The sequence below is a fragment of the Aeromonas sp. S13(2024) genome (assembly GCF_041402405.1).
GTDB lineage: Bacteria > Pseudomonadota > Gammaproteobacteria > Enterobacterales > Aeromonadaceae > Aeromonas > Aeromonas veronii.
Map to the genome: position 1 here is coordinate 158,717 of NZ_JBGLRA010000008.1, position 12,840 is coordinate 171,556.

The following is a 12,840-nucleotide window of genomic DNA, read 5'->3' on the forward strand; positions in this document are numbered from 1 at the left end:
GGCAAGTTCCATGCGCTTGGTGTTGTTATGTGATCCCGTATCATCTTGATCGTAGACGAAGAAACGGCGGGAGATGGTTCTCTATCGGCACACGATAACCACTCTTGAGTAAATAATCTGTTAAGCAGATCGGTAATGCAGGTTGCCAAAATGCCTTTCGGGAGGGGCGCTGCTCCTCGGGTTGATCCAGAACAAATTACCAGTAACGATAATCGTTATCATTGTCATTATTTGCTGATAATAGTGACCATCATGAATCTGACCCCTTCCATGACCGGTATTGCCACGCCGGATCCCCTCAAGTTTGCTTTTAGCGCCAAGACCTCGGCTCACGCCAGTCGGGGAGGGATGCGCCCCTTCCCGCTGGATGAGGCTGGCTGGCAGAGCTGGTGGCAGCGAGAGAGTGAAGCTGAGGAGCGCGCCCTCTACATCCACATTCCGTTTTGCCGAAAGCGCTGCAGCTTCTGCAATTTCTTTGAAAATGGCGCCAACCCAGCGCGGATCAACCGCTATGTCAACGCCCTCTGTACCTCTCTTGCGCAGGCGGCTGACACCCCGCTGGCGCAGAGCATGCCATTTTCAGCTGTCTATGTGGGGGGCGGTACGCCGACCGACATGAGCGCCGACGAGCTGGCCATGCTGGCCGCCGTGATCCGCCGTTTTCCGCTGGCGGCGGATGCCGAGGTGACACTGGAGGGGCGCCTCAACGGCTTTGATAATGAGAAATGGCAGGTGGCGTTGGCGGGGGGCTTCAACCGCTTCTCCTTCGGGGTGCAGAGCTTTGATTCCCGGGTGCGTCAGCAAGCGGCCCGTTTCGATGACAGGGAGACGCTGCTGACCCGTCTGGGTGAGCTGACCCGCGATGATGCGGCTGTGATCGTGGCGGATCTCATCTTTGGTCTGCCCGGTCAGGATGATGCCGTGTGGCAGCAGGATATCCGCGATGTGATGGCGAGCGGTGTACACGGGGTCGATCTCTACCAGCTCATCGCCATGCAGGGCACCAATCTGGATCGCGCGCAGGAGAAGGGCACCCTGGATTGGCTCGCCGATGGTCAGCAGCGGGCGGCCATGTATGCCTATGGCGGGGCGCAACTGGAAGCTCACGGCTGGGAGCGTCTCTCTTGCAGCCACTGGCGGCGCAGTCCGGCCGAGCAGAGTCGTTATAACCAGATGGCCAAGCGCGGTGCGGAGATCCTCCCCTTTGGCGCCGGTGCTGGGGGCAGCATTCTTGGCCACGGCTTGATGTATGGACGGGATCTGGCCCCCTGGCATGACGCGCTGGCCAGTGGCAAGCGGGCGCCCGGGATGGTGATGGGACGCAATCCCAATGCAAGGATGGATGGTCTGCTGCGTGGCGCTCTCGACAGCGGCGTGCTGGCGCTGGATCGTCTGCCAGCGCCTTTGCTGACCCATCTGATGCCGCTTTTTGCCGCCTGGCAGCAGCACGGGCTGGCCGAGATCGAGAATGCACGGTTGCAACTCACCCTCGCCGGCCGCTTCTGGAACGTCAATATGCAGGCTGGCTTGTTCGAGTTCTTGCAGCTCAATCCGCTCGATGGTTCTGCGCCGCCCAGCCATGGTACTGCCGCGGTACGCCATTCGCTGGTTTGAGCCCGAGCGGAGCATTTGCACGGAGTACTTGCATGGCTCCGAGCGATCCATAACGAAAGAGGGAGCCTTGCAGGCTCCCTCTTTTGGCTTGGCAGTTAGCGTCGCGCGAGCTTACTCGTCGCTGCTCTCCTGATAGCTGTCGCGCATTGCTTTGGGCAGACGTCGCATCGGCGCAAAGCCGATATCCTCGCCCACCACTTCCCGCTTGCGGGACTTGTTTTGAGGAGACTGGGCGGGATTTTTGCTGGCGTCACCCTTGGCTTTGCCCTTGCCCGCGGCTGGCTTGCCCTTGGCATTGCTGCTCTTGGCGTTGGCATGACCGCGAGACCGAGGCGGGTTCTGCACCGGCTTGCTGCCCGGCAGAGTCTGGCGACTCGGCTTGCCGCTGGGTTCATACCCTTCCAGGATCTCCACGGTCAGGGATTGGCCGATCAGGGCTTCGATTGCCTTGAGCTGACCCAGCTCATCCTGACTGACCAGCGAGATGGCCTCGCCGCCACGACCGGCGCGGCCGGTACGGCCGATACGGTGGATGTAATCTTCCGCCATCTGGGGCAGTTCAAAGTTGATCACGTAGGGCAGTTGATCGATATCGAGACCGCGGGCGGCGATATCGGTCGCTACCAGCACCCGCACCTCGCCACTGCGAAAATCGGCCAGCGCCCGGTTGCGGGCACCCTGGCTCTTGTCACCGTGGATCGCCACGGTATTGAGACCATCTTTTTGCATCTGCTGGGCGAGGCGGTCGGCGATCTGCTTGGTGCGGACAAACACCAGCACCCGCTGCCAGTTGCCACGGCCAATCATGTGGGAGAGCAGTTCGCGGCGGCGTTCCCGATCCACCTGAATGATGCGCTGGGTCACCTGCTCGGCGGCAGTATTGCTGGGGTCCACCTCGATCAGGGTGGGGTCGTTCAGCAGATCATCCGCCAGCGCCTTGATGTCGTTTGAGAAGGTGGCAGAGAAGAGCAGGGTTTGCCGCTCTGCAGGCAGCGCCTTCATGATGCGGCGGATGTCGACGATAAAACCCATGTCGAGCATGCGATCCGCTTCATCCAGCACCAGCACTTCCAGCTGGCTCAGGGTCAGGGCGCCCTGGGTCAGCAGATCCAGCAGACGGCCCGGGGTGGCGACCAGAATGTCCACACCCAGCTTGATGGCGTCCAGATTGGGCTTGATGCTGACACCGCCATAGGCGATCAGAGTCTTGAACGGCAGGTGGTGGGCATACTTGATGATGCTCTCGCCAACCTGGGCCGCCAGTTCGCGGGTCGGGGTCAGTACCAGTGCGCGCACCTGACGACGGCCACGACCGTGGTTGGCCAGCAGACGCTGCAACATCGGCAGGGTGAAACCGGCCGTTTTGCCTGTGCCTGTCTGAGCGCCGCCGAGCACATCCTGACCGGCCAGAATGGCCGGAATCGCTTGCTGCTGGATGGGGGTTGGCTGTTCGTAACCCAGCTCCTTGACGGCCCGCAGAATATGCGGAGACAGACCCAGTTCGTTGAATGACATGTTCGAGAGAAACTCCTGAGATGAGCCTTTGGCTCAACGGGCAGCCAGCATGTTGGGGCCAGCCACGATATGGAAATGATAACGGGGCAGTAATATAGCAAAAGAGCGGCCGATGCGCAGTAGCTGTCGCACCGGCCGCCATACAATCGTTCAACGCAGTGGCGTAAAACGGTGCGGGAGCATCAGAGCATCTCGCTGATCTGCTCGGCCAGACTCTCCGGCTTGGTGGTGGGAGCAAAGCGGTCAACCACATTGCCATCACGGTCGATCAGGAACTTGGTGAAGTTCCATTTGACGTTTTCCAGCCCAAGAAAGCCCGGTTTCTGTTGCTTGAGCCATTGGTAGAAGGGGTGGGCATGCTCACCGTTGACATCGCACTTGGCCATGATGGGGAAGGTTACCGGATAGTCGAGGGAGCAGAAGCGGGCGATCTCGTCCGCATCCCCCGGCTCCTGATTGCCAAACTGGTTGCAGGGGAAGCCCAAAATCACCAGCCCCTTGGGGCCGAGCTCCCGATAGAGGGCTTCCAGCCCCTCATATTGGGGGGTAAAGCCGCAGCGACTGGCCACGTTGACCACCAGCACCACCTTGCCCGCCAGTTGAGTCAGCGGGTAGGGGGTACCATCCAGTCGTTGCAAAGTGAGATCGGGCAGAGGCATGAGAAGATCCTTTCGTGGGTGATGCGCGGGTTGTGCCGTGAGTAGTTCGGTCGGTGACAGAGACAAGCGCCGGATGAACAGCAACATGGCGATGCGGATACGGTATCGGCTGGCTCTTGGCACCTCAAGGAGGCCGCGGCGCCTCCTCGTCCCGATTGCAAGGGCCATCACAGTTTCGACAGCCAATACGCTCTTTGGCAGGGCGGGATCACAACTGGCGACAAAAATGCGGGGAGGCGGGCAGCAACTCGCGTATTGATGTTGGGACTTCTCAAGAGAAGCAAACCGGTTTGTGACTTTGCCGGTAAGTCGCTACAAAGCGCCCTCTTTCCACTCATTGTGAGCCAATCTTGGACTATCAAGCTGCCATGGATGCCATTTACACCCGGGGATGGGTGATAGTGGATGATTTTTTGACCGCCGCCGAGGTGGATGCCCTCAAAGCCTGTTTGCCAAGCGAATGGCAACCGGCCGGGATCGGCCGTGACGCCCTGCACCAGGGCAATCCCGATATTCGCCGTGACCAGATCCACTGGCTGGAGCCCTCCCTCGGTGCGCCGGTGGTTGACTACCTCGCCCGGATGGAGTCCCTGCGTCTTGCCGCCAACCGGATGCTGATGCTGGGATTGTTCGACTACGAGGCCCACTTCGCCCGCTATCGCAGCGGGGATTTTTACGCCACCCATCGGGATGCCTTTGCCGGTCGCTCCAACCGCCGTCTTACCACCGTGTTTTACCTCAACAACGACTGGCTGCCCGAAGCGGGTGGAGTGCTGCGCATGTATGACGACAAGGAGCAGTTTCTGATGGATGTCAGCCCCAAGGGGGGGCGGCTGGTCATGTTTCTCTCCGAGGAGTTTCCCCACGAGGTGCTGCCTGCCAATCGCGAGCGCTACAGCATTGCCGGCTGGTTTAGGGTCAATGGCAACGGCATGGGAAGGGTCGATCCCCCGCGCTGAGGGGCAATGTGTCCCGATTTTGACACAGGGGAGACTTTTCACTGCAAGAAGTGGGGTCATGGGTCTCCCATCAGCTGACAAGGGTTGATCTCCCTTGCTACACTGGCGCGCACTTATGTTCGTATCTGGCTTCGTCCGGTTTTTATGGTGGTTGGCTTATCAAATGGTCATGACGAGGCCGCTTTTCCCAAGGGATCACATCTAATGAAGAACATGCATGTCTTGCTGCTGTGCGGCGGCGGTGGCTCCGAGCACGAGGTTTCTCTGCGCAGCGCCAATTTCCTCGAGCAACAACTGGGCCTTCTGCCCGGTGTCGAAGTGACCCGCGTCGAGATGTTCGCCGATCGCTGGCTCAGTGCCGATGGCCGCGAGTGCAAGCTGGGGCTCGACAAGCTGCTTTCGTTTGACAGCGTGGCCCGTCCGGTGGATTACGTGGTGCCCTGCATCCACGGCTACCCGGGTGAGACCGGCGATCTGCAATCCTTTCTCGAGCTGGCCGGATTGCCTTATCTCGGTTGCGATGCCGAGGCGAGCAAGATCTGCTTCAACAAGATCAGCACCAAGCTGTGGCTCTCCGCCATCGGCATTCCCAACACCCCGTACCTGTTCCTGACCGAGCAAAATGAGGCGGCGTTGGACGAAGCGAAGGCCGCGCTGGCCAAGTGGGGCAAGGTCTTTATCAAGGCGGCCTCCCAGGGCTCTTCCGTTGGCTGCTACTCCGCCAGCAACGAAGCGGATCTGGTAAAAGGTATTGCCGATGCCTTCGGTTACTCCGAGCAGGTACTGATCGAGAAAGCGGTCAAGCCGCGCGAGCTGGAAGTGGCGGTTTACCAGTACGGTGACGAGCTGGTGGCGACTTATCCGGGCGAGATCTGCGTGCCGCAGGACAAGTTCTACACCTATGAAGAGAAGTACAGCAGTGCCAGCCATACCGAGACTGCACTGCGTGCCGAGGGGCTGACCCAGGCGCAGGCCGATGCGATCCACGAGTATGCCCTCAAGGCGTTCCGTCAGCTGAAACTGACCCATCTCTCGCGCATCGACTTCTTCCTGACCGAGGAGGGGGAGATCCTGCTGAATGAAATCAACACCTTCCCGGGCATGACCTCCATCTCCATGTTCCCGAAACTGCTGGAGCATCACGGTCACCGCTTCGCCGACTACCTTGAGCAGATCCTGCGCAAGGCCAGCTAAGCGTGCTCTCCCGCTCGCGGGATGAAGCAGAACCCAATAAAAATCCCCGCCAATTGGCGGGGATTTTTTTATGTCTTTATCAAGCGGGGCAGGCCAGCTTGAAGGGATAAACAGGCGGGGATGGCTCTTCCCCGCCTGTTGCTACCTGTGGGTGTTACCGGCGGTTAGCGGCGAGCCACCCGAAAGCGCACGCTGCGGGAGTGGCACGGCGCCAGCTCGCCAAACTCGCCAGCGGCCTGTTCAAGGGGCAGGGGCTGTTCGTCCATCCGCACCGCTTGCCAGTCGTTCAGGGCGTGTTCGCAGCTCACTTTGCCACCCTTCAGCACAGCCTGCTCGCTCGGGTTGTAGACCCGGATCACCAGCGCCTCTTCATCCTCTGCCTTTTTCAGGGCGCTCAGCACCGGACCGGAGGGATCCATGGAGAGCAGACTGAAGTGCAGCGGGGTGGTGAAGCTTGCCTTGTTGATCTTCATGGCATCGAACGGGATCTTGTTGTAGCAGCGCACCGGGGTGAGGTAGCTGCGCGCCGCCTGCATCACGTTGGCGCTGATGTGATCGCCAGCAAACGCCAGCAGGCTGAAACGACAGCTGAGCTTGCCACGCACCTGGGAGTCAGGGGTGGGCAGCTTGATGCCGGAGGGGCGACCCGGGCGCAGCAGCAGCTCCTCTTTGCCGAGTACGCCGACCCCGCGCAGCAGGGTGAGTGCCAGGGTGTCACACTGCTCACCGATCACTTCAAACTCGCGCAGACCGTCACTCAGCACCGCCAGCCCCTGCTTGCCATCTTGCAGGGCGACGAAGTTCATCAGCTGCCAAACCGGAATGGGAGCCTCTTTCCACCCTTCTGCCTCCCAGTTCGCCATGGCGCTGTCGCGGGTAGGGCGGGTGATGCAGCCAAACTGGTTGTCGGAGACCACTGTATCGCTCGGGAAGGGGGTGGGGATCAGCACCCGTACCCTGTGGTCATCAGCCTGATTGTCGAGCTCCAGCTCGATGTCGATGCGCGGACTCTGATGCGCGAGCGTGATGCGGCAGGTGACATCAAGGTGGCCGCTGCACTGGCTGTTGGCCCGCTCGGCGAGGTTGGCCGGCAAGGCCATACGCAGTTTGAGCGTAGCGATGCTCTGCCACGCTTCATGGGTAACCTCGCGGGTCACCGCAAACTCGGTGGAGTAGCGCAACCACTCGTCCCGCGATGGCGAGTAGTCATATTCGTCGCCATCATCGGAGCCCTCTTCCAGCGTGAGCACCTGATCGAAGGTGGTGCCGCGCAGCTTGTCCAGGATCTGCAAAGTGCCGTTGTCATTGAGGGCGATGCGGTAAAAATCGTTCTCCAGCAGCTCGCCGCGGGTGGTCACCGGCTGCTCCAGTCCCGGCTGGTTGCCCTCGATATGGAGAGTGCAGTAGCCCATGGCCGGCAGGGGATGGCAGAGTTGGATGTCGTACTCCATAAAGGGGTCGTAGTTGCCGTAGTGGACGATCTGTCTGTCCACCAGACCCGGGTCAATCTCCCGCTTGGCGCGGATGAAATAGGGGACCGGCTGGCCCGCTTCATCGCGCAGGGCAAAGGATTGGGCGCGAATGCGGATGCTGGTGTTGATCACCTCCTGACGGGGGAAGGGCATCAGGTTGAACAGGCAGAGTTTGTCGGCCACCTGCACGCCGTCTTCACAGAGCGCCACCGGCATGTTGTCGACAATCTTGCGCATGTAGAAGCGGATCAGGTTCTCGGCCATGTCGTCGGCCAGAATGAAGCGGGTCATCACCTCCTGATGCACCTTGTCACTGCAGCAGCAGCCGATGCTGTCGTGGGCGTGGTTCTTCATGATCTCCTTCCACATCTTCTCCAACAGCCCATGGTGGTACTCGAAGCCGAGTGCCCAGGCGATGCTCGCCAGCGGTTCGAGGATGTTGACGATCTTGTTCTCGATGGCGGCGTGGGCCAGCTTGATGTCCATCCGGGTGGAGGAGATAGTGCGGTGTACCCGCATGTATTTGCCGTCGTTGAACTCCCCCTTGAGGGTGGCCAGCTGGTCGCGGCACGCCTCGATGCGCTCGAAGACCTGCTCGAAGCGGCTCATGTGGAATTCACGCAGGGGGTAGATCTCCCGCAGCTTGTCGATGATGGCGAAGATGTTCTGTTGCAGCGGCATCTGATCGTGGCCGTTGGGTAGCAGGATATCCTGAGTGACCGAGGCCTTCTCCAGCACCTCGAAGTAGGATTCGAGCCGCTTGCGCAGGCCCGCCTCATCTTCCGGCAGGTACTTGCCGATGGCGTAGCCGAGCGGCAGCACCTGGGCGGTCACCTCGCTGCCGTCGTTGCTCTGCCAGAGGAACTCGGTCTTGTCGGTACCGTGGCGCTCGGAGCAGCCGCGCCAGAACATGGCACGGTCAATCCCGAAGCCGTTGAAGATGTGGGGTAGCTGGGAGGACATGCCGAACGAATCGGGCAGGTAACCGATCTTCATCGGCTCGCCAAGGCTAAGGCAGTCGCGCATCCCGTAGAGCAGGTTGCGCAGGATGGACTCGCCGCTCACCTGCATGGTGTCGGTCTGGGTGTACCAGGGGCCGATGATGAGCTTGCCCGCTTCTACCAGTGCCTTCACCCGGGCCTTGTTCTCGGGCTGGATGGCGAAGTAATCCTCCAGCACCGCGGTCTGGCCGTCCAGCACATAGAACTTGTAGTCGGGGTCGGATTCAAGACGCGCCAGGATCTCAGCCATGTTGTTGACCAGCAGGATGCGGGACTCCTCGGTGGTGAAGTACCACTCCCGATCCCAGTGCATGTGCGGCGTGATGTGAACTCGTGAAACTGTCATGACAATGATCCTTTGCTGACGCACGGCGGCCCTTGCCTGCCGTGCGGAAAAATAGTCTGTTGAAAAATCGGTTGTGAAGATGCGCCTTACTCTGCTGCGACCACCTGATAGGTGCCGCGCTGCATGGCGTGACGGCGCCAGCCGATCAGCACCACAGTGGAGATAAGGGTGCCCACCAGCGCCGCACCGAGCCAGACGGCGGCCGCCATCAGGGCGCCGTGGCCGCCATCGTGGAGCAGGAAGAGGGAGAAGATGCCAGCCCCCGGGGTGGAGAGACCAATCCCCATGGCCCCTACCATGGCGCCGGTGACCACCGAGCCTGCGAGGAAGGAGCCGATCACCCGGATTGGATCTTCGATGGCCATTGGAATGGCGCCCTCGGTGATCCCTGCCAGCCCCAGCAGCCAGGTGGACTTGCCGGTCTCGATCTCGAAGGTCTGGAACAGGCGCGGCGCCAGCAGGGTGGAGAAGGTGACGGTAAAAGCCGAAACCATCTTGACCGCGCCGAAGATGGCGTAGGGGCCGTAAACCCCGTTGGCCATGGCGCCGAGGCAGAAGGCGTAGGCCGCTTTGTTGACTGGGCCACCCAGATCAAACGAGCACATAAAACCGAGCAGGGCGCCCAAGACCAGCGCGTTGGTGCCGGAGAGGCCGTTGAGCCACTCGGTGAGGCTGTTGTTGAGCCAGGCTACCGGCTGGCCGATGACAAACAGCATCAGGCTGCCTGCTACCAGGGTGCCGATCACCGGATAGAGGTAAAAGGTGAGAAAGCCGTTGAAGTTGGGGCTAAGGCGCACATGCTGCTTGACCCAGCGCATCAGGTAACCGGCGATAAGGCCGCCGACCACGCCGCCGAGAAAACCGGAGCCAATCATGTTGGCGGCCAGTCCTGCCGCAAAGCCCGGGCCCAGCGCCGGTTTGTCTGCCAGCGAGTAGGCGGTATAGGCCGCCAGAACCGGCACCATCAGGGTGCCCAGCATGCCACCGCCGAGTTTTCGGTACATCCAGAGCCAGGAGTTCTCGGTATCAAACAGATGTTGCAGGCCGAAGATCTGGGCCAGCAGCACAGAGACGGCGAGCACGGTACCGCCTGCCACGATCAGCGGCACGGCAAAGGAGATGCCGCTCAGCAGCGCCTGCTTGAGCTCGGTCTTGAGGCTCACCTTCTTGCCGGTCGGCACGTCGCTCTGGCTGGGGTTGGGCGTCGGGGCGGTGCGCCCTGCCTTGGCCGCTTCCAGCGCATCATTGAGGATCCGCTCGGCATGGCGGATGGGCTCGGCCACCGGCGTCTCGATCCGGGGGATGCCGGCAAAACGCTCCTGCTCTTTGATGGCCACCTCGGCGGCGAAGATGCAAGCCACCGCAGCATCGAGCGCCTCTTGCGGCAGGCGATCCTCAATGCCGTTGGCACCCTGCTTCTCGACCAGTACCCGAATACCCAGCTTGCGCCCCGCCTTTTCCAGATACTCGGCGGCCATATAGGTGTGGGCGATCCCCGCCGGGCAGGCGGTGACACAGACCACAGTGGGTTGATTGGTATCTAAGTTGTCTTCTTTTGCTGGTTGCTTGCCGCTATCCCCTTCACCATCGAGCAGCGCCATCAGCTGCTCGGCACTCTGGGCCGCCAGCACAGCCTCGCGGGTATCGTCATCCACCAGGGCGGTGGTGAGGGTGGTGAGCAGCTGCATGTGGGTGGAGCCCGCCTGATCGGTCGGGATCGCCAGCATGAAGATCAGGTTGACCGGCTCGGGGCCGTCGATCCCCTCCCAGCCCAGCTCCTCGTTCAGGGTAGCGACGGCAAAGGCTGCTTCACGCACCGCATCGCACTTGCCGTGGGGCACCGCCAGCCCTTCGCCAAGGGCGGTGGGGCCCTGCGCCTCGCGGGCCATGACCGCAGCCAAAAAGGCGGCCTTGTCGTGCAGCTTGCCGGCCTGATCGAGCCGATCAGCCAGAGCATGAATGGCCGCATCCCGATCGGCAAACCGGGTTTGCAACGTGATGAGATGGGGGCCGGTAAGACTGGTCAGATTCATGATGATCCTCTGTCAGGTTGGCTTGCCAGCAAGCCGTCATGGTGAAAGTGACAGCGATGCTAACAAACCGGCCGACTGATTTTTGTGAGTGGTATCATACAATTCATTATTTGTATTGTTTTTGTATTGTTCGTTCGGGGTGATTTGTTAGGTCAAATGGGGCTGAGCCGTTTTGTCTGCCGGGCAACTGGGGTAGAATGGCGCCTCTTCCATTTATCATGGTGCAGAGCCGACGAGGTGGCCTTTCGTGTCGAAAAAACCCATGTATCGCCAGATAGCCGACACCATCCAGCAGTGGATTGCGCAAGGGGAGCTGGCCCCCGGCGATGCCCTGCCCACCGAAGCCGAGTTGCGCGAGCAGTTCGGGGTGAGCCGGGTGACGGTGCGTCAGGCCCTCAAGCAGCTGACCGAACTCAACGTCATCGAGAGCATTCAGGGCAGCGGCAGCTATGTGCGGCAGGAGAAGGTGAACTACGACATCTATCAGCTCACCAGCCTCTATGAGAAGGTGACCGATCCTGCGGCCGAGACCCACAGCGACATTCTCGCCTTCGAGGTGATCAAGGCGAGCAGCGAGCTGGCCGAGCGGCTCAATCTGCTGGAAGGGGCACTGGTCTACTACGTCAAGCGGGTGCGCTTTATTCGCCAGATTGCAGTGACGCTGGAGGAGACCTGGATGCCGCTCGCCCTCTTCCCCGACCTCAGCTATGCGGTGATGCAGGGTTCCAAGTACCACTACATCGAAGAGGTGAAGCAGCTGGTGATCGACCGCAGCGAGCAGGAGATCATTCCGGTGCTCCCCTCGGCGCAGGTGGTGGAGGCGCTCGGTATCGACCCTGCCAAGCCCATTATCGAGAAGGTCTCCCGCGGCTTCCTGCAAGATGGCACCGTGTTCGAGTTCAGTCGCAACTTCTTCAAGAGCGATGATTACAAATTCACCCTGGTCGCCCGCCGCGCCAAGGGGTGAGCAGGCGACAGCACCCGAGATAAAAAAGGCTATGTTCCAATTATGTGTTGCATGGGGTGCCCCAGCGCCTCATGCAAACATGCTTTGATATTTACGCACCTCCCGTAACGCTCCAGCATCCTGCGCCAACCCAGATAATTCCTCAGATAATGAGTTGCCACTCCATGAAAGCGCACCATCCATTCTTTCAATCGATAGTGATATCCGTTTACATGTTGGATGTGGAATGCCCCTACCACCCTCTCACCCTAACGATTGCGCACTACTTGATGAGTCACGCCCTGCACTTTACTGAAACTGGCATACACGCCCGCACCATCGCTACACAACACCGAATCGGGTGACACCAATGGCTTCAACACCGCGATGACCGTCTCGGCATCAATTTTCTCCAACCTGATGGGTCGCCATCGCACGCAAGAAGTGGTGACGCCAGAGGAACGCGGTGTTTTTGCTGACCCACAGCGCCGCGCGGCCTGGCGGACGGTCAGTCCTTCGATGGGGGCTTGCACGTAGTCTTTCCAGCACCGGGCTTTGCGCAACCGCGCCAAAGGCGTCTTGGTCAGCGCGAAACTGATGCGTAAGAACACTTTGCAACGGTAGCGGTGCAGTCCCCGACTCCACATGCTCGTAACTGAGTATTGAGAGAGGTAATGGTGTGGGGGGCAGCAAGCTCCTGCTGAGCAATACGGCGCTGGCGCAGGGCTAACTGGGGAAATAGTGACAACAGGTTTTGAAAGGCTGGGGTATCCATGATGGTAGACCTCAAATGTGATGGCCTACTTCAAGATTAGCCTTTCAACACGTAATTGGGACAGAGCCTTATTTAGGCGACCATGGGCCTTTCAACATATCACCGAGATAGCATTTTTATCTGGGGGCGAGGGGGCGAGGGGGCGCTCAAGCTCAGTTCTCTGCTATTTACTGTTTTCGCTTTGCCTGTGGCGTATATTCACACCGCGGTTATACGTGTCTAGTCCTGAAATAGGTTTACACATTTTCAACTAGCATTTCTCTACTCAGAACCCCCTATGTACCGCATCGGGGGTTCTGTATTTCAACGCATGATGCGGCCGCTCC

General features: G+C 60.2%; 8 protein-coding genes and 1 pseudogene. 4 read left to right on the plus strand and 5 right to left on the minus strand.

Going from position 1 to position 12,840, the window contains the following annotated elements; all coding sequences use genetic code 11:
• The first annotated feature begins 252 nt into the window (after positions 1 to 252).
• Complete coding sequence (gene hutW, locus ACB042_RS12825; RefSeq protein WP_371178519.1) at positions 253 to 1,614, plus strand: heme anaerobic degradation radical SAM methyltransferase ChuW/HutW; 1,362 nt, start codon at positions 253 to 255, stop codon at positions 1,612 to 1,614.
• Between the two features lie 111 nt (positions 1,615 to 1,725).
• Here hutW and ACB042_RS12830 read toward each other — a convergent pair whose 3' ends face one another.
• Both ACB042_RS12830 and ACB042_RS12835 read right to left on the minus strand, forming a co-directional pair.
• Positions 1,726 to 3,129, minus strand: coding sequence for a DEAD/DEAH box helicase (locus ACB042_RS12830; RefSeq protein ID WP_129504202.1), 1,404 nt, complete (start codon positions 3,127 to 3,129; stop codon positions 1,726 to 1,728).
• A 182-nt stretch (positions 3,130 to 3,311) separates the two neighbouring features.
• The gene (locus ACB042_RS12835) at positions 3,312 to 3,788 is read right to left on the minus strand and encodes a glutathione peroxidase (RefSeq protein WP_371178520.1); all 477 of its coding nucleotides are present in this window, start codon (positions 3,786 to 3,788) and stop codon (positions 3,312 to 3,314) included.
• A gap of 350 nt (positions 3,789 to 4,138) precedes the next feature.
• Here ACB042_RS12835 and ACB042_RS12840 point away from each other — a divergent pair, with 350 nt between their 5' ends.
• Both ACB042_RS12840 and ACB042_RS12845 read left to right on the plus strand, forming a co-directional pair.
• Complete coding sequence (locus ACB042_RS12840; protein WP_371178521.1) at positions 4,139 to 4,747, plus strand: 2OG-Fe(II) oxygenase; 609 nt, start codon at positions 4,139 to 4,141, stop codon at positions 4,745 to 4,747.
• Between the two features lie 204 nt (positions 4,748 to 4,951).
• The gene (locus ACB042_RS12845) at positions 4,952 to 5,941 is read left to right on the plus strand and encodes a D-alanine--D-alanine ligase (protein ID WP_368191834.1); all 990 of its coding nucleotides are present in this window, start codon (positions 4,952 to 4,954) and stop codon (positions 5,939 to 5,941) included.
• A 164-nt stretch (positions 5,942 to 6,105) separates the two neighbouring features.
• Here the strand turns inward: ACB042_RS12845 and mngB are convergent, their stop codons facing one another.
• Positions 6,106 to 8,760: a mannosylglycerate hydrolase gene (mngB, locus tag ACB042_RS12850; RefSeq protein WP_371178522.1), complete on the minus strand. Its 2,655-nt coding sequence runs from the start codon at positions 8,758 to 8,760 to the stop codon at positions 6,106 to 6,108.
• Between the two features lie 86 nt (positions 8,761 to 8,846).
• Positions 8,847 to 10,793, minus strand: a complete 1,947-nt coding sequence (gene mngA, locus ACB042_RS12855) for a PTS 2-O-a-mannosyl-D-glycerate transporter subunit IIABC (RefSeq protein WP_150388969.1) — start codon at positions 10,791 to 10,793, stop codon at positions 8,847 to 8,849.
• 247 nt (positions 10,794 to 11,040) lie between these two features.
• Between mngA and ACB042_RS12860 the strand changes: the two genes are divergently transcribed.
• Entirely contained in the window at positions 11,041 to 11,760 is a 720-nt protein-coding gene (locus tag ACB042_RS12860) for a GntR family transcriptional regulator (protein ID WP_005337027.1), read from the plus strand.
• A gap of 29 nt (positions 11,761 to 11,789) precedes the next feature.
• On the opposite strand, the pseudogene ACB042_RS12865 reads toward ACB042_RS12860, so the two are convergent.
• Positions 11,790 to 12,514, minus strand: a pseudogene (locus ACB042_RS12865) (IS1595 family transposase).
• Positions 12,515 to 12,840 lie beyond the last annotated feature (326 nt).

Bases quoted from the DNA above. Each gene is read 5' to 3' on its own strand.
- mngB (WP_371178522.1), bottom strand. From the start codon at position 8,760: ATGACAGTTTCACGAGTTCACATCACGCCGCACATGCACTGGGATCGG.
- hutW (WP_371178519.1), top strand. From the start codon at position 253: ATGAATCTGACCCCTTCCATGACCGGTATTGCCACGCCGGATCCCCTC.
- ACB042_RS12830 (WP_129504202.1), bottom strand. From the start codon at position 3,129: ATGTCATTCAACGAACTGGGTCTGTCTCCGCATATTCTGCGGGCCGTC.
- mngA (WP_150388969.1), bottom strand. From the start codon at position 10,793: ATGAATCTGACCAGTCTTACCGGCCCCCATCTCATCACGTTGCAAACC.
- ACB042_RS12835 (WP_371178520.1), bottom strand. From the start codon at position 3,788: ATGCCTCTGCCCGATCTCACTTTGCAACGACTGGATGGTACCCCCTAC.
- ACB042_RS12845 (WP_368191834.1), top strand. From the start codon at position 4,952: ATGAAGAACATGCATGTCTTGCTGCTGTGCGGCGGCGGTGGCTCCGAG.